The organism is Rhizobium sp. H4, assembly GCF_003013335.1.
Taxonomy (GTDB): Bacteria; Pseudomonadota; Alphaproteobacteria; order Rhizobiales; family Rhizobiaceae; genus Rhizobium; species Rhizobium sophoriradicis.
Genome location: NZ_PSOW01000009.1, coordinates 1 through 15375, shown reverse-complemented (window position 1 = coordinate 15375; position 15375 = coordinate 1). Strand labels below are relative to the sequence as shown.

The 15375-nt window shown below is 61.9% G+C and carries 13 protein-coding genes; 7 read left to right on the top strand and 6 right to left on the bottom strand.

Annotation, left to right across the window (positions count from 1 at the left end):
- Positions 1 to 16: 16 nt before the first annotated feature.
- The 4 genes from C4N04_RS15140 to C4N04_RS15125 form a co-directional block, all read right to left on the bottom strand.
- Positions 17 to 1309, bottom strand: coding sequence for a sugar ABC transporter substrate-binding protein (locus tag C4N04_RS15140; RefSeq protein WP_106796424.1), 1293 nt, complete (start codon positions 1307 to 1309; stop codon positions 17 to 19).
- A 36-nt stretch (positions 1310 to 1345) separates the two neighbouring features.
- Positions 1346 to 2350, bottom strand: a complete 1005-nt coding sequence (locus tag C4N04_RS15135; protein WP_077989875.1) for a LacI family DNA-binding transcriptional regulator — start codon at positions 2348 to 2350, stop codon at positions 1346 to 1348.
- Between the two features lie 257 nt (positions 2351 to 2607).
- Positions 2608 to 2928: a hypothetical protein gene (locus C4N04_RS15130; RefSeq protein WP_064684170.1), complete on the bottom strand. Its 321-nt coding sequence runs from the start codon at positions 2926 to 2928 to the stop codon at positions 2608 to 2610.
- Positions 2929 to 3078: 150 nt separating this feature from the next.
- Entirely contained in the window at positions 3079 to 3774 is a 696-nt protein-coding gene (locus tag C4N04_RS15125) for an NUDIX domain-containing protein (protein ID WP_077989876.1), read from the bottom strand.
- A 127-nt stretch (positions 3775 to 3901) separates the two neighbouring features.
- Here C4N04_RS15125 and C4N04_RS15120 point away from each other — a divergent pair, with 127 nt between their 5' ends.
- From C4N04_RS15120 to C4N04_RS15090, 7 genes are all read left to right on the top strand, one after another.
- Positions 3902 to 4936: an SPFH domain-containing protein gene (locus C4N04_RS15120; protein WP_086156592.1), complete on the top strand. Its 1035-nt coding sequence runs from the start codon at positions 3902 to 3904 to the stop codon at positions 4934 to 4936.
- Positions 4923 to 5861 (top strand): sugar kinase, encoded by a 939-nt coding sequence (locus C4N04_RS15115; RefSeq protein WP_106796423.1) that lies wholly within the window; start codon positions 4923 to 4925, stop codon positions 5859 to 5861. The genes C4N04_RS15120 and C4N04_RS15115 overlap by 14 nt, the downstream gene beginning before the upstream one ends.
- Positions 5862 to 5971: 110 nt before the next feature.
- Complete coding sequence (locus C4N04_RS15110; protein WP_009995267.1) at positions 5972 to 6556, top strand: AAA family ATPase; 585 nt, start codon at positions 5972 to 5974, stop codon at positions 6554 to 6556.
- Positions 6557 to 8374: 1818 nt separating this feature from the next.
- Positions 8375 to 8695 carry a hypothetical protein gene (locus C4N04_RS15105; protein ID WP_225887956.1) on the top strand — a complete coding sequence of 107 codons (321 nt, stop codon included), beginning with the start codon at positions 8375 to 8377 and terminating at the stop codon, positions 8693 to 8695.
- Positions 8696 to 8919: 224 nt separating this feature from the next.
- Positions 8920 to 10662 carry an adenylate/guanylate cyclase domain-containing protein gene (locus tag C4N04_RS15100; RefSeq protein ID WP_106796422.1) on the top strand — a complete coding sequence of 581 codons (1743 nt, stop codon included), beginning with the start codon at positions 8920 to 8922 and terminating at the stop codon, positions 10660 to 10662.
- A gap of 376 nt (positions 10663 to 11038) precedes the next feature.
- Positions 11039 to 12115 (top strand): YihY/virulence factor BrkB family protein, encoded by a 1077-nt coding sequence (locus tag C4N04_RS15095; protein WP_040111991.1) that lies wholly within the window; start codon positions 11039 to 11041, stop codon positions 12113 to 12115.
- Between the two features lie 86 nt (positions 12116 to 12201).
- Positions 12202 to 13485: a cystathionine gamma-synthase family protein gene (locus C4N04_RS15090; RefSeq protein ID WP_077989881.1), complete on the top strand. Its 1284-nt coding sequence runs from the start codon at positions 12202 to 12204 to the stop codon at positions 13483 to 13485.
- Positions 13486 to 13530: 45 nt separating this feature from the next.
- Here C4N04_RS15090 and C4N04_RS15085 read toward each other — a convergent pair whose 3' ends face one another.
- Positions 13531 to 13944 carry a cupin domain-containing protein gene (locus C4N04_RS15085; RefSeq protein WP_106796421.1) on the bottom strand — a complete coding sequence of 138 codons (414 nt, stop codon included), beginning with the start codon at positions 13942 to 13944 and terminating at the stop codon, positions 13531 to 13533.
- Between the two features lie 40 nt (positions 13945 to 13984).
- Positions 13985 to 14749, bottom strand: coding sequence for an SDR family oxidoreductase (locus C4N04_RS15080; RefSeq protein WP_106796420.1), 765 nt, complete (start codon positions 14747 to 14749; stop codon positions 13985 to 13987).
- Between the last annotated feature and the right edge of the window lie 626 nt (positions 14750 to 15375).

Sequence of the window (15375 nt, the reverse complement as noted above, 5' to 3'; positions counted from 1 at the left end):
GTCGACGACGAGACGCCTATTGCTCGTCGCCGAATGGCGGATAGCCGTCATTGTCCTCGATATCCTGGTCGATCTTCTTGGCGGCCGATGTCAGCGCTTCCTTCGGATCGCCGCCATTGAACACCTCGTCGACGGCCTGCATGAAGGCGGAGGTGATGGTCGGATAGGCTGGGTGCGGCGGGCGGGCGATGGCCGTCTTCGAGGCCTGCTCGAAGGCGATCGCCATCGGGCCGCCGGGAGCATAGAGCGGAGATTCAGCGGCGAAACTCTTCAGGCCGGGATAGCCGGACTGGCTTGCGACGTAAGTGCGGAACTCCTTGTCCTTCAGCAGGAAGCTGACGAACTTGCCTGCGATCTCGGGATGCGCCGACGTCTTGGTGACAGCCCAGATCCAGGTGCCGTCGGGGCTCGCGCCCTTGGCGCCGAATTTCGGAAGCGGCAGCACGACGATGTTGTCCTTCATGGTCGCGGCGGCTTCCGCATAGACCCAGTGTCCGCCGAGCGCCAACGCTGCCGGATTGCCTTCGGCGAAGAACTGGTTGGTTCCGGCCGATTGCGGCACGACCCAGCCGTTCTTGACCCATTTCTGCATCATGACAAGCGCATCGACGCAGGCGTCGTTGTCGAGCGTGCCCTCGGATTTCCAGGCCTTGCGGTCGATCAGATCGCAGCCGGCCGATTGCAGGATCGGGCCATAGGCATAGGTGATCCATTCGGTCTTGATGCCGTAGCCGCGGAAGGTGTCGATCGGCCACTTCACGCCGTCGACTTTGGAAAGCTTCTCAAGATAGGTTTCGAACTCCTCCCGGGTCCAGGCATCCTCGACGGATTTCGGGATGCGGGCGCCGATCGCTTCGAGATATTTCTTGTTGCCGTAAAGAACGACCGAGGAGTCGGTCAGGCCGATCGCGTAGAGGTCCTTATCGATCGGGTATGTGCCCTGGGCGATGTTGGACTCCGTCATGTCGTCGAGGAGATCCTTGTCGATCAGCGGTTTGATGGGCTGAAGATAGCCCGACCAGACGTAATTGGCGAGGAACGGTGCATCGAGCTCCATGACGTCGGGCAGCTGCTTGGCCATGACGGCGGCGCTGAACTTCTCGTTATAGGCATCGTGCGGCGCATAGATGAACTGCACGTCAACATCGGGATTGGCCGCCTCGAACCGTTCGGCGACCGTGCCATAGGCGGCGACAAAACCGGGATCGCCCTGGTGCATGACCTGGATGACGGTTTTCTCGGCTGCCTGCGCCCCCATGGCTGATAAGGCCGAGGACAGGACCAGAGACCAAAGTAAACGTTTACCCATTAGAATTCCTCCTCAATTGAATGGGCCTATTTCAATTTATACGGATGCCCGCTCCACCAGTTGGAACGGCAGTTTCTGCACCCCGACCGGGACCCGGTCTTCGGCAAGCAGGATTTGTGCGGCCTGGCGGCCCATGGCGCGATGGGGAAGCGCCATGGTGGTCAGCGGTGGGTCGAGACGCGAGGCGATCTCGACCTGGTTGTCGAAACTCGCAACGGCGACGTCGTCGGGAATGGACGCGCCTGTCCGGCGCAGCGCGGCATAGACCTCCATGGCAACGCGGTCATTGCCGCACAGGATGGCATCGGGGCGCCGGGAGCCGTTCATCATCGCATGCACATGCGCGGAGACAAGGCTGTGGGCCCGGTCGCTGTAGATCGCCTTGCTGACGGCGGGCAGGACGATGGCGCCGGCTCCGTCGATATCAGCCTGATCGAGCGCCTGCCGGAAGCCGAGTTCACGAAGTTCGCCGGCGAGCAGCCCCGGCAGATTGATGAAGGCGATGTTGCGGCGGCCGGCATCGATGAGATAGTTGGTAATCTCGAGCGCCGCCCCAGTTTCATCGGGCACCAGCGAAGTGACGCGGTCGTTGGCATCGCGGCAATTGATCATGACGCCGACCGCATCGGCAAATTCGGGCGGCAGGTCGACGCTCTTGTGATACATGGCGGCGTAGGCGATCGCCCGCGGACGAAAGCGCCGCATCTCGTCGAGGATCGATGCGATGCTCCGGTGGCCGCCGAGCGTCATGGCGAAGACGGCCATGTCGGCGGCGCGCACGGCGCCGTCGAGCCCCCTGATGATCTCCGTGGCAAAAGGCGAGGTGATCAGATCATCGGCGACAAGGCCGACGAGCGGCATCCAGCCCTGCCGCATGCTGCGGGCGGCGAAGTTGGTGACATAGCCGAGCTCCTCGGCGATCTCCTTGATCCGCTGCCGGGTTTCATCGGACATGCGCGCGGAGCCGCCATGTAACGCGCCTGAGACGGTCTTGACGGAAACGCCTGCACGGGCGGCTATGTCGTTGAGTGAAGCGGTCACTGGCTTGCTTTGGGTTATCGATTACCCATACCGGTATCAATCCCATTTTGATGAGTCAAGCGGGTGCAGTTCGCCGCTGTGGATCGCGTGCGCTGCGCGCCAGCCCTTTTTTACGTCATCTTCCGCTGCCTTGTCGGGTGCGGAATCCCCTCCCCGCGCGGCATGGCACGGCATCCTCCAACGCACCTCGGCAACGAGAGTGAGCTTCTCTGCGACCCCGAACCCCGCCGAAGCGGGGTTCCTGGGCAGGCAAGCCGTCAATTGTTGTGGGCTGCGCACGCTTCGTCCATCGGAGTAGCATTGCTCCTGCCGCCCTGCGTCTGGAGATTGTCGGAATTGTTCACCGGATCGGGGCACTTGACCTTGTCCGTCTTCATCGTGCCGCCGGTCGTTGAGCCGGTCGTGGTGGTATCAGTGGCCATCGGCTTCTTGGCTTTCATGTCGCCGCTCGCGCCGCCGCCCTGATCTGCCGCATTCTTGTCGATCGTGGCGCCGGCCGGAGCCGGATTGGACTGGGCGAAGGCTGATGTGGCCATGCCGATGGCAAACAGCGAAGCTGCTACGAGTTTCATATGCATTGCGATATCCTCCTTGGGAATTTTGCCTTATTGGCCTATCCACAACCTCACTGGCAGGTCATTGTTCCGCAACGGCTGCTGACAAATATGTGGCGATTGGGCGCCTTCGACCGGCAGATGCAGCAGCGATTGAACGCCTGATCGGGCGCGTCAGAGCGTCCGGTCGAACAGCGCCAGCGACTGCGCATCTTTCAGGCGAAACATCTGGGCGGGCCGGTTGCTCGCCCGGCGCATTTCGCCCTCGACCGGCTCCAGGAAATCGGCTTCGGCCATGCGCTTTCGAAAGGCCGATTTGTCGAGCTTGCGGCCGAGAAGGGTCTCATAGACCGATTGCAGCTCGCTCAAGGTGAAATGGACCGGAAGCAGATGGCCGGGCAGGCTCGAATATTCGACCTTGCTGCGGATGCGGCCGAGCGCCTCCTTCAGGAGAGCCGCATGGTCGAAGGCAAGGGACAAGCCGACGCCCTCGCCCCCGATCGGCCGCCATTCGGCCTCTCCGGCCATTCCACCCTGCCGTTCGGCGACGTCATCGGCCGATAGCAGCGCGATATAGACGATGCTGATGCTCCAGCCCCTCGGGTCGCGGGTGCGGCTGCCCGTGGTTTGCAGCTGTTCGAGATAGGGTGTCTCGACCCCGGTTTTTTCCTTCAGCACGCGCCGTGCCGCAGCTTCCAGATCCGCATCCTCGTCAATATGGATCCAGCCGCCGGGCAAGGCCCAGTCGCCGGAAAAGGGTGCGTTCGCCCGCCGCACGAGAAGCACGGAAAGGCCCGCCGGCGACAGCGAGAAGATCGCGAGATCGACGGTCGCGATCGGTTTGAAGGCGTCATTGTCATGCGATGTCATGATGCGAACATAGCATACGCGAGGCTTAGTGTAAATATCCAACTAAGTTAGTTGACATTTATCACTAAGTCATGTTTTCTCCATGTCGACACGAGCAGGGGCTCGCGCCAGCAACAGGGAAAAGGTCATGTTCGGACTGCGCTTCATCAAGACGGAACCTACGCAATACGTCATCCAATATCAAAACGGCAAAGCCATTCGTGAAGGCGCCGGTCTGGCCTTCTGGCATTTTGCGCCGTCGAGCTCGCTGGTGCTTGTGCCGACGGCGAGCGTCAACGACCCCTTCATCTTTCCGCTGGTGACATCCGACTTCCAGGAAGTGACCGTGCAGGGGCAGATCACCTATCGCATCGCCGAGCCGCGCCGCACGGCAGCACTCCTGAACTTCACGCTTGACCACAAGGGCCGCTATGTCTCGGAGGATCCGCAGAAGCTTTCGACCCGGGTGATCGACCGCGTGCAGGTGGCGATGCGCGCCGAAGTTCAGACGCTGTCGCTCAAGGAAGTTCTCGCCTCGGGTGAGGCGCTCGTCGCCGGCGTGGCGGAAGCGCTTAAGGTACATCCGACGATCGAAGCGCTCGGCCTTGAAATTCTCGGCCTGTCGCTGCTCGCCGTCATGCCGAAGGCCGAGACGGCCAAGGCGCTGGAAGCCCATGCCCGCGAGGCCCTGCTTCGCCAGGCCGACGAGGCTATCTATAGCAGGCGCAATGCCGCCATCGAGCAGGAGCGGACGATCAAGGAAAACGAGATCGCCACCGAGATCACGCTTGAGAACAAGAGGCGGCAGGTGCGCGAGGCGCAGATGGAAGCCGAACGCGCCGTGCAGGAGCGGCAGCTGCAGATCCGGCGGGAAGAAATGGCCGGCAAGATCGCGCTGGAAGAGCAGAACCGCGATCTGGTGACGCTTGCCGCGACCAACGCCAAGGCCGAGGCCGATGCCCAGGCCTATGCGCTGACGGCGATGATGAAATCCTTCGAGCAGGCCGATCCGAAAGTGCTGCAGGCGCTCGCCTCGGTCGGCATGAAGCCAGGCCAGCTGATGGCGCTCGCTTTCCGCGACCTCGCCGACAATGCGACGAAGATCGGCCAGCTCAACGTCTCGCCCGATCTTCTGCGCGAGATATTGCAGCCGCAGGAGGGCAAGGACCGTGCCGGCCTCTGACGAACGCAAGATCATCCTCGTCGTCCGCCCGACCCGCCTCGACGAACTCATCGCCCGGTTCAACACGGTGCAGCAGGCGCAATTCTACGTCGAGCATCTCGGTGCCGATTTCAGCGATTACCTCGCCGAGAACAAGCGCTACGAAACGGCGATCGCCGAGGTGGAGGCCATCCTGCGCGCCGTCGCCCGCGTGCAGCGTCTCGACCGCCGCTACCTCCCGAACTTCGTCTTCGGCCCCGACGATGTCGTCGTCGTGCTCGGTCAGGACGGGCTGGTCGCCAATACGCTGAAATATCTCGACGGCCAGCCGGTGCTTGGCGTCAACCCTGATCCTGCACGCTGGGACGGCCCGCTGCTTCCCTTCAACCCCAAGAGCCTGCCGAAGGTGATCGGCGAAGCGCTGAGGAACAAGCGGCCGATCAAACGCGTCAGCATGGCCAAGGCAACGCTGAATACCGGCGCCGTCATCCATGCGGTCAACGATCTCTTCATCGGCCCGCAAAGCCACGTCTCGGCCCGCTATGTCCTGCAGGCCGAGGAGCGCGAGGAGCGCCAGTCCTCGAGCGGCATCATCGTCTCCACGGGCATGGGCTCGACCGGCTGGCTGAAGAGCCTCTATTCCGGCTGGCTCGGAACCGCTAGCGCGCTCGGTCTCGACCCCGCTGAGCGGACGATCGACATGTCCTTCGGCTGGGACGCCGACTTCCTGCGCTATTTCGTGCGCGAACCCTTCCCGAGCCGCACCACCGGCGCCACCATTGTCGCCGGCCTGGTCTCCAATACCCGGCCGCTGACCATCGTCTCCGAAATGCCCGAACACGGCGTCATCTTCAGCGACGGCATCGAGGCGGATTTTCTGGAATTCAATGCCGGGACGCGGGCGGTGGTGACACTGGCGGAGAGGCAGGGGTTGCTGGTGGTCTGAGGGGTGGGGCAGAGGATCGGATATAGACCACTGTCCGCCGCCATTGCGACCTTCGCGATATCCCCTATTCTGCCGATCTCTCAGCGTGCAACTGGAAAGCTGACACTCTCATGAGCATTTTCGTTTTGCTGACAGGCTTCCCCGGCGTGGGGAAACTGACTATCGCGACAGAACTGAGTTCTCTCTTCCCTGCAAAGATCATCGATAATCATTGGTTCAATAATCCGATACTCCGCCTGCTCGATGACGACGGTGCGACACCGCTTCCGAAGGGAATCTGGGAGTACACCGGCAGAGTACGGCAGACGGTGCTGGATGCGATTGTCGCATACTGCCCTCACCCGGCGAACTTCATTTTCACCCATGCCGGTATCGACGGTGACGAGCGTAGCGCTCGCACTTTTCAGCAGATTTCCGACGCTGCCCGACAATGCCAAGCGCTGCTGGTTCCGATTAGATTGCTTTGCGATGAGGAGGAATTGGCACGCCGTGTTTCCACACCCGCGCGTCGTGAGCGGTTGAAGTCGATCGACGCGCAAGCCTCCAGAGAGAAATGCAGGCAAGCGCGTGTCTTCGATCCCGGACATCGGTTTACCCTGGATCTGGATGTTACTGCCAGATCCGCTGAGGCCAGCGCAGCAGCAATATGTCATCATATTTCGCGCGTTGCCGGCGGCGATTTTGGTTCGCCTTAGAGAAAGGTGCTGTGATCGCACCATCGGCTTTCACTGCTGAGCCGAAAACCGAAGCATAACGCATTGATTTCTCTGCGACGGATTTCTTTATGGAAGTAATCTGATGATTCAATTCCGTTACATCCGGGGGGGGGGGCGATATGACGCCGACGTCCCGAGAAACCTATAAGCGCCAGCGCTCAAGCAGTTCCAATTGCGGCAAGCTCAAGAGAGCCACATCCCTGAGGCGCGGAAGCCGAAGGCTGGAGCCTCGAAGGATGAGGTAGGCGGGTCAGTGTTCATTCATGCAAGGAGCGGCGTTGCGGCCTGTCCTTCGAGGCTTCGCCCTAGGGGGCTGCGCGCCTCAGGATGAGGAGCATTGGAGGATGCCGCGCTGGCGCTCGATGGAGCCTCTAGGAAGGCCGCCACCGCCGCAAGGTGGCCGCGAGCACGCAAACATTCCAAGATGCTGCAGGCGCTCAAGAGAACCTCAGTTGAGGTGCGGAATCCAAAGGCTGGAGCCTCGAAGGGGCCAGGCCGGTGCGCCGAAACCGGAAGAATGCAAGGAGTGGCATCGCGGCGCGTCTTCGAGGCTTCGCCCTACGGGCTGCGCGCCTCAAGATGAGGGGCGTTGGAGGATGCCGCGCCGATGAGAAACCTTCAGATGGCCGCAAGCGCTCAAGAGAGCCTCATCCTGAGGTGCCCCCGCAGGGGCCCGAAGGACGAGGCGGGTGCATCGAGATCGGAACAGCGCCGTCAAACTCCGGCAACGCGCCTTTGGATCAGCGCCCTCGCTAGCCCCGCGACGGGTCATTTGCGGCAGCGGCCGGTGAGACCAATCCGCGCTGCGCATGCTTCGCTCGCTCGCTGTCGGTCCTGTTCGATGTCTGGGGGGCATCCAATGAGGGAGGTTGGAGAGTATAGGGCGGCCAGGCGCTCAGGGGAGCCCGACACCGACGTGCTCGAAGGGAGGCCGACGCGCCGGCGCTTTTCGGAGGAGAGAAGCCCGGCGCGGGAGAGGGCGCCGGGCTTCAATAATGACCGACAGCATGGGAGGAGGAGTGCTGTCCATCGGGCCGACGCAGCTTAGGAGGGGACGGCGCGTCAGCTCGTTACGACGTAGGGAGGCAAGACGGCGAATTCAAGCCCGCGGTTGTGTCAATACTGCGCAGATGTAGATGCGAGCCGGGAGCGTGGCTGCGGATGCGGCGTTTGTTCATCGCCAGCTGTCAGCCCTGGTGCGATGTTGTCCGTGGACAACCAGTTGCAGCCAGCCGCACTCTATTTGCTGTCTTTTGGATGCCGGCACTCACTCAAGTGCGTAGCAATACCCAACAGTCCATCCGGCGGTGCGTAGCGCATGGCGGCCCCGCGGTATGCGGTGCAATGCTTCCCTTCATCTATTAAGTGCCGATGCGTCTGTCCCTATTCGGCGTTCTGCAGGGCTGGAGGCTGTTTTTGAAAGACTGCGGGGTGGCTCATGGGTGGCGGTCAAGTTGGTGACGTCCGGCGATTTTGCTCCTCCTGCTCCAGTGTGGATATCGAACGGGTTGTCCGCGGACAACGGATGGGCAACCGGTCATTCGTATTCGTCACGTTTCTGAATGCCAGCTGATGAAACGCTGGTGAGAGCGTGGCCCTTGAGGTTGGCGGGTTTGAAGGTTAGACTCCGGATCTGGAGGCCCACACCAAACCTGCTGCCGGGTTGAAGGGCGTTTGGAATCTATCGACGGCCATGTTCACCAAGGTCGAAGCGTAATCGGCAGACTTCGACCAAGAACATTGGATCGTCCTATGCTCCATCCATCGATGAGATTCTCGCCTTCGAACATCGCCGCCTTGAAGAAGGCTCTGCGGCGGCAATATCCCCACATCAAGTCATCGCACCTCGATGAGGCCATCGCCGCATCCTTTGGCTTCAACTCATATGCCGCCATGCGTCCGACGCTGAATCAGGTCAGCGCCTATGCGAGACTGGTCGTCGTGATCGACCATCTGCTGATGCTGCTTCGGCTGGAGGGGCTTGGATATCGGAGCATCCCCCGGGAGGCGTTGCATCGCCTCCTCTGGAACATCGTATTCCCCGATGACAGATACGACAGCGCAGTAGGGGAAATCATCCAGGCCCGCAGGAGGCCAGCGGCGGCGAATGCGGAGTAGCGCTCAGTCGCGTATTGCATGTCTGAATGTTACGCTGTGAACGTTGTCCGCGGACAACCGGCTGAATCGGCCCCCTCGATTCAGTGTCATGCAGTCGCCGCGGCCGATAACCGTTTCGGTCTTCGCCGTCACAGGTCGGCGCGGCGAATGAGCTTGATGTGGTGGTCTATAGGTCGCCACTTGTTTGTGTGTTAACCTTCGGCACGGCGTCTTGTGAGGGGGCCATGGAGAGGAAGCTTGCGGCCATCCTTGCGGCCGACGTCGTTGGATATTCGGCGCTGATGGAGCGTGACGAGGCCGGGACGTTCGAGCGTCTTATCGGGATTCGAAAAGCACTGATCGAGCCGGAAATCGCGAAGCGGCGCGGCCGTATCTTCAAGCTCATGGGCGACGGGTTGCTCGCCGAGTTCGGCAGCGTCGTGGATGCAGTCGAATGCGCGGTGTCGCTGCAGGGTGCGCTCAAGGAGCGCAACGCTGAGGTGAAGGAGAACGAGCGGCTCGAATTGAGAATGGGGCTCAATCTCGGCGAAATCATCGTCGATGGCGACGACTGCTATGGCGATGGCGTCAACGTGTCAGCGCGTTTGCAGCAACTCGCCGATCCTGGCGGTGTTTGCATCTCCGGCAAAGTCGCGCGTGAGGTCGAAAAGACGCTCGCCTTCGGCTTTGAAGCGATGGGTGAGCAGCAGGTCAAAAACATTGCCGAGCCGATCACGGTTCACCGTCTCGTGCAGGAAGGTGCCTCCCCGCAGGCGCGGCTGTCCAGGCCGCCTGCTTTGCCGAACAAACCGTCGATAGCCGTGCTGGCCTTTGCGAACATGAGCGGTGATCCTGAGCAGGAGTATTTTGCCGATGGGCTGGTCGAGGATGTCATCACCAACCTCTCGAGAATTCCGAGCCTGTTTGTCATCGCGCGAAATTCCACCTTCGCCTACAAAAGCAAGGCGACCGACGTCAGGCAGATTGCCAGGGAACTCGGCGTCCGCTACGTGCTGGAAGGCAGCATCAGGCGGGCGGCAAGCCGGGTGCGCATCAGCGCGCAATTGATTGAAGGGAAGGATGCCACCCATATATGGGCCGACAAGTTCGAGGGTGCGGCCGAAGATATTTTCGATCTGCAGGATCAGTTGACCGAGGGCATTGTCGGGATGCTCGTGCCGACGATCAGGCGTGCCGAGATAGAGAGGGCGCGTCGCAAGCGGCCTGATAGCCTGGACGCTTATGATTTCTTCCTTCGCGCATTGCCGCATAGCTATGCCAACACCCCGGCGGACACCAGCGAAGCATTGCGGCTGCTGACCGAAGCTTTGCGTCTGGATCCCAACTATGCCGCCGTGCACGGCTATGCCGCCTGGGGATACGAGCAGCGATTCCTGCGCGGCGGCTTCGATCCCGAGGACAGGGCCGCGGCGCTCGGCCACGCCGATGCGGCGCTCGTCACCGGCTCGGACGATCCGCAAGCGCTGTGTCTCGGAGCTTTCGTCCACGCCACCATCACCCATGACTACGAGCGCTCGATCAATGCGCTCGACAGGGCTTTGATGCTGGACGGCAATTCGTCGCTCGCCTACGGGCTGAGCGCGATGGTACATATGTTCAACGAGACCTATGACCGGTCCCGAGACCACGCATTCAAGGCCCTTCGGCTCAGTCCGCTCGATCCGATGAATTATCATTCCTATCTCGCATTGGCCTGGGTCAGCCTGTTTACCGGGCGGTTCGAGGATGCCGTGAAATACTCGGCTCTGGGAATTCAGGTGAACCCGGGATTCAGCATTCTCCACGCCAGCCTGGTGGCAAGCTATGCCAATCTCCATCGTCTGGAGGCTGCGCGAGCGGCGGCCGCGCGATTGCTGAAAGTTGCGCCGGACTGGACAATAGGCGGTTTCGTGCGAATGGATGTCGTGCGGCCGCAGCTCATGAAGGGGCTGGCGTCGGCTTTGCGCAAGGCCGGCCTCCCGGAATAAGGAATTCCCCGCTGGCCCTCCGCATGCGTCGATCGGATCCGGCCGCTTGGGCGCGTCAAGAAATGCAAACGCAGCCGCCCTGCCGCCATCTGCCCGGGCCGCGTTATTTAGGCATAATCGGGCCTCTACGAGCCCGAACCGCGAAGCCTCGACATTAGCCGTTACACAGCAGTAACGAAACCAAAGTCGTGTTTTGCTTCCGTAGTGCACTGTTAATTTAATAAAACCAGAGGCTTGCAGTTTGCGAAGCTGCCGCGGGCCTGGCCTTCTTAGGGCGCCGGGCCCTTCGCCTGCTGGAATCTCCGCAAGAAAGCAACGGTTTGCATCCTTTAGCGGCTATCGGCGTTATCCCCGCAGCAAATCGGAGGATAGGGTAATGGCAGACGCGTTCCGCCTCAAGAGGTTCTCCATCGGCGCGACGGCGATGGCCGCAGCGATCGCCGCGCTTGTTATCCTTGAGGCAAGGCAGCGCGGTGCTGTCGTCCCGCCCGGCGATACCTCCCGCGACGACGATCATGGGCGCAGCGCCGCTACGCCGGAGGCCATTCCGCTCAGCGGTCTTCGTGACGTGTTCTGGCGGGTCTTCCACGAGATCCTGCACGACCGTGTCACTCTGATTGCCGCCGGCGTCACCTTCTATCTGCTGCTGGCGATATTTCCCGCGCTGGCGGCGCTCGTCTCCCTCTACGGGCTGGTTGCCGATCCGGTCACCATATCCGAACATCTCCGCGAGCTGGTCGTTCTCCTGCCGCCCGGGGCGTTCGATCTTCTCGCCGACCAAATCAAGGCGCTCGTCGAACGACGCGAGAGCACGCTCGGCATCGCCTTCTTCGTTGGTCTCGCCATCGCCCTCTGGAGTACGCACAACGGCACGCTCGCCATTTTCGATGCGATGAACGTGGCCTATGAGGAGGATGAGAAACGGAGCCTCGTGCGACTGAACCTTATCGGCCTCTGCTTCACCTTATGCGCAGTGTTCTTCGCCGTCCTCATGGTGGCGCTTGTCGGCGTGATGCCGCTTGTGCTCTCCTATCTCTGGCTCGATCAGTTCAAGGAGCAGATGGCGCTCCTCCTCAGGTGGCCGCTGCTGCTGCTCGTAGTGGCGGTGGCCGTTACACTGGTGTATCGCTTCGGGCCGAGTCGCGAGCCTGCGAGGGTTCGATGGATGACGTGGGGCGCGGCTCTGACGACCGTTACCTGGGCCGCCATGTCGCTCGGTTTCTCTTTCTATCTCGAGCATTTCGCCAATTATAATGCGACATACGGTGCCCTCGGTGCGCTGATCGGTTTTCTCGTCTGGATCTGGCTTTCCGTCGTCATTCTCATCATCGGCGCTGAACTCAACGCCGAGCTCGAGCATCAGACGGCCAAGGACACGACGACGGGGCAGCCATTGCCGATGGGCGCGCGCGGGGCTTATGTCGCGGACACTTTGGGCGAGACCGTGAGCTGATCGTTAAGGAGCGGCATCGATGCCCGCTGCTTCGATGCGGTTTTGATGTATTTTATGCTTCGGCAGGTTCGACAGAGGAGACGATCATGACCGCCCCGCATCCTTCCAAAACGCATATCGGCAATCATGCACTGCATCCCGAAACGCAGATGCTGAACTACGGCTACGACCCCGAGCTTTCGGAAGGGGCGGTTAAGCCGCCGGTGTTCCTGACCTCCACCTTCGTCTTCAATACTGCCGAGGACGGCAAGGATTTCTTCGACTATGTATCGGGCCGTCGTGAGCCGCCGGCCGGCAAGGGCGCTGGCCTCGTCTATTCGCGCTTCAACCACCCCAACAGCGAGATCGTCGAGGATCGCCTCGCCGTCTATGAGCGGACGGAAAGCGGCGCGCTGTTTTCCTCAGGCATGGCGGCGATCGCCACGACTCTCTTCGCCTTCGTGCGGCCGGGCGATGCGATCCTGCATTCGCAGCCGCTCTATGGCGGCACGGAAACCCTGCTGGCAAAGACCTTCCTCAATTTCGGCGTCGCCGCGGTCGGCTTTGCGGATGGCGTCAGCGAGGGATCGGTGCAGAAGGCGGCGGAAGAGGCGATGGCCAAGGGCCGCGTCTCCGTCATCCTGATCGAGACGCCGGCCAATCCGACCAACAGCCTGGTCGATGTCGCGATGATCCGGCGCGTCGCCGATGCGATCGGCGCGAAGCAGGGGCATACGCCGATCGTCGTCTGCGACAACACCCTGCTCGGCCCGGTCTTCCAGCGGCCGATCGAGAATGGCGCCGATATCTCGCTCTATTCGCTGACCAAATATGTCGGCGGCCATTCCGACCTCATCGCCGGCGCCGTTCTCGGCCGCAAGGCTGTGATCAAGCAGGTCAAGGCGCTGCGCGGCGCAATCGGCACGCAGCTTGATCCGCATTCCTGCTGGATGCTCGGCCGCTCGCTCGAAACGCTGCAGCTGCGCATGGAACGGGCGAACAGCAACGCCCGCGCGGTCGCCGATTTCCTGCGCGACCACCCAAAGGTCGAGAGAGTGCATTACCTGCCCTATCACGATCCGGACTCGCCGTCGGGCCGCACCTTCGCCGCCCAATGCAGCGGCGCGGGCTCGACCTTCTCCTTCGATATCCGCGGCGGCCAACCGGCCTCCTTCAAATTCCTGAATGCGCTGCAGGTGTTCAAGCTCGCCGTCAGCCTTGGCGGCACGGAGTCGCTCGCAAGCCATCCGGCCGCCATGACGCATTCCGGCGTGCCCGCCGAAATAAGAGAGCGGATCGGCGTGCTGGAATCGACCATCCGCCTGTCCATCGGCATCGAGCATCCGGACGATCTGATCGCCGACCTGGAATTGGCGCTGCAGGCGGCCTGAGGCGGCAGGGGACGATGCCCGGCGGCGCCGGGCATCGCGGGCCGCCTACTTGTCGTCGATCGTCAGTTCCGTTTCGGTGGTATCGAGCACGAAGACTGCCAGCAGTTTTGCCGGCTCGGTCTTGCTGGCATTGGCGCTGACGCTGTGATGATCGCCGGGAAATTCGGAGAAGCTTTCTCCGGCCTTATAGGTTTTCTCCGGGCCCTTGTTCACCGCACTGCGGATCGCCCCTTCGAGAACGGTAGCATAGATGAAGGCCGAGTCTGGATGGGTATGCCCAGGCGACATGCCGCCCGGCGCATACTCCACCAGCACCGCCTTCATGCTCTTGCCTGGAACATTGGGAAGCTTCTGATCGTAAACGACGGTTATCCGCGCTCTGTTTTCCCCGGCCTGCGCTTGCGTGCCGGCGGCCAGAGTGAGGGCGAGTGCCGCCGCCGAGATGATCTTTCCTGGCATGTCTGGTCTCCTCAATTGATACGACAGGCGCAAATCCCTGTCAGGCGCTCTTCTTCTGGGGCGGCTGCTGGTTGAGCCAGTCCTCGAAGCGGATCCGGCCGAGCCGCGCATTGGGGCCGGCCACGAGCGAGTCGTCATCGAGTTCGACGCCGAAATAGCGGGCGTGCGGATCGGTTACCACCTGGCGCGGATCGTTCGTTGCCTTGAAGAGGCGTGTCACGATCTCGGTGAGGCGGATCTTCTCAGGCCCGCCGATTTCGATCGTGCCATTGACGGGTGCGGCAAGCGCCACGTCGGCCATCACATCGGCGACGTCGTCCGAAGCGATTGGCTGCAGATAGGCGGGCGACAGATGCACGGTCTCGCCGACGGTGTTGGACTGAGCGATGCCGGCCATAAATTCGTGGAACTGGGTGGAATGCACGATCGTATAGGGAATGCCGGAGCCCCTGATCAGATCTTCCTGCGCCATCTTGGCGCGCATGTAGCCGCTGCCCTGCAGGCGCTCCATGCCGACGATCGAGAGTGCGATATGATGCTTCACGCCGGCGGCAGCCCCTGCCTTCAGCAGGTTGCGGCCCGAGGTCTGGAAGAATTCGAGAACGGCCTTGTCCTCAAAGGAAGTCGAGTTCGCAAGGTCGAGCACCACCTGAGCGCCTGCCAGCGCTTCGGCCACGCCCTTGCCGGTAATCGTGTCGACGCCTGTATTCGGCGAGGCGGCCAGCACCTCATGCCCCTTCTTGCGCAATCTCTCCACGGTCTTCGAGCCGATCAGGCCGGTGCCGCCGATAATGACGATCTTCATGGGTAGTCTCCTTGTCCTCAGCGAGGTTTTCCTCTGTTGACTGGAAGATGGCTGCCGAAGTCGCGTCCTCGGGAGGCAAGCGACTTCATCGGTACAGGGCGTCACCGCGCGAACTCCCGGCTGCCGGCGGTGGCCACCGATGCGTAGGAGAATGCGCCGGATCGCGGCCGCGAACCACTCTCCCTGCGTCGCTGTCACCCTATGCGAAGGCAGTAGACTGGCTGGTCTTGCGGTCGAAACGTTTTGCGGAACGGCAGGATTTCGCCTCCGCCGGATCACGAGGGACGAAGGCGGCGCGGCATATCCTCTTCTCCTCAACGGGGAGAAGGTGCCGGCAGGCGGATGAGGGGGCCGCGCGGAAAATCCTCTCGGTAAAGCTAATCCGCCACGTTGGCGGCGAGGCCATGCCTGGCACTCCAGTCGAACGCCTGCATAAGTTTTGCTGAAGCCCCGGCGTCCCAAGCCCCCTCATCCGCCCTACGGGCACCTTCCCCCCGCTGGGGAGAAGAGGGAATCGAGACGCTGCGGCATCCTCCCGGCCTCACGAAAGCCGGACCACCTCGAAAAGCGCCGTCAGCCCGATGCCACCGCCGATGCCGATCATCGCCAGACCGGTGGCGCCGGGA

Coding starts and splice junctions, on each gene's coding strand:
- C4N04_RS15125 (WP_077989876.1), bottom strand. CDS start 3,774: ATGACATCGCATGACAATGACGCCTTCAAACCGATCGCGACCGTCGAT.
- C4N04_RS15100 (WP_106796422.1), top strand. CDS start 8,920: ATGGAGAGGAAGCTTGCGGCCATCCTTGCGGCCGACGTCGTTGGATAT.
- C4N04_RS15120 (WP_086156592.1), top strand. CDS start 3,902: ATGTTCGGACTGCGCTTCATCAAGACGGAACCTACGCAATACGTCATC.
- C4N04_RS15085 (WP_106796421.1), bottom strand. CDS start 13,944: ATGCCAGGAAAGATCATCTCGGCGGCGGCACTCGCCCTCACTCTGGCC.
- C4N04_RS15090 (WP_077989881.1), top strand. CDS start 12,202: ATGACCGCCCCGCATCCTTCCAAAACGCATATCGGCAATCATGCACTG.
- C4N04_RS15095 (WP_040111991.1), top strand. CDS start 11,039: ATGGCAGACGCGTTCCGCCTCAAGAGGTTCTCCATCGGCGCGACGGCG.
- C4N04_RS15130 (WP_064684170.1), bottom strand. CDS start 2,928: ATGCATATGAAACTCGTAGCAGCTTCGCTGTTTGCCATCGGCATGGCC.
- C4N04_RS15110 (WP_009995267.1), top strand. CDS start 5,972: ATGAGCATTTTCGTTTTGCTGACAGGCTTCCCCGGCGTGGGGAAACTG.
- C4N04_RS15080 (WP_106796420.1), bottom strand. CDS start 14,749: ATGAAGATCGTCATTATCGGCGGCACCGGCCTGATCGGCTCGAAGACC.
- C4N04_RS15140 (WP_106796424.1), bottom strand. CDS start 1,309: ATGGGTAAACGTTTACTTTGGTCTCTGGTCCTGTCCTCGGCCTTATCA.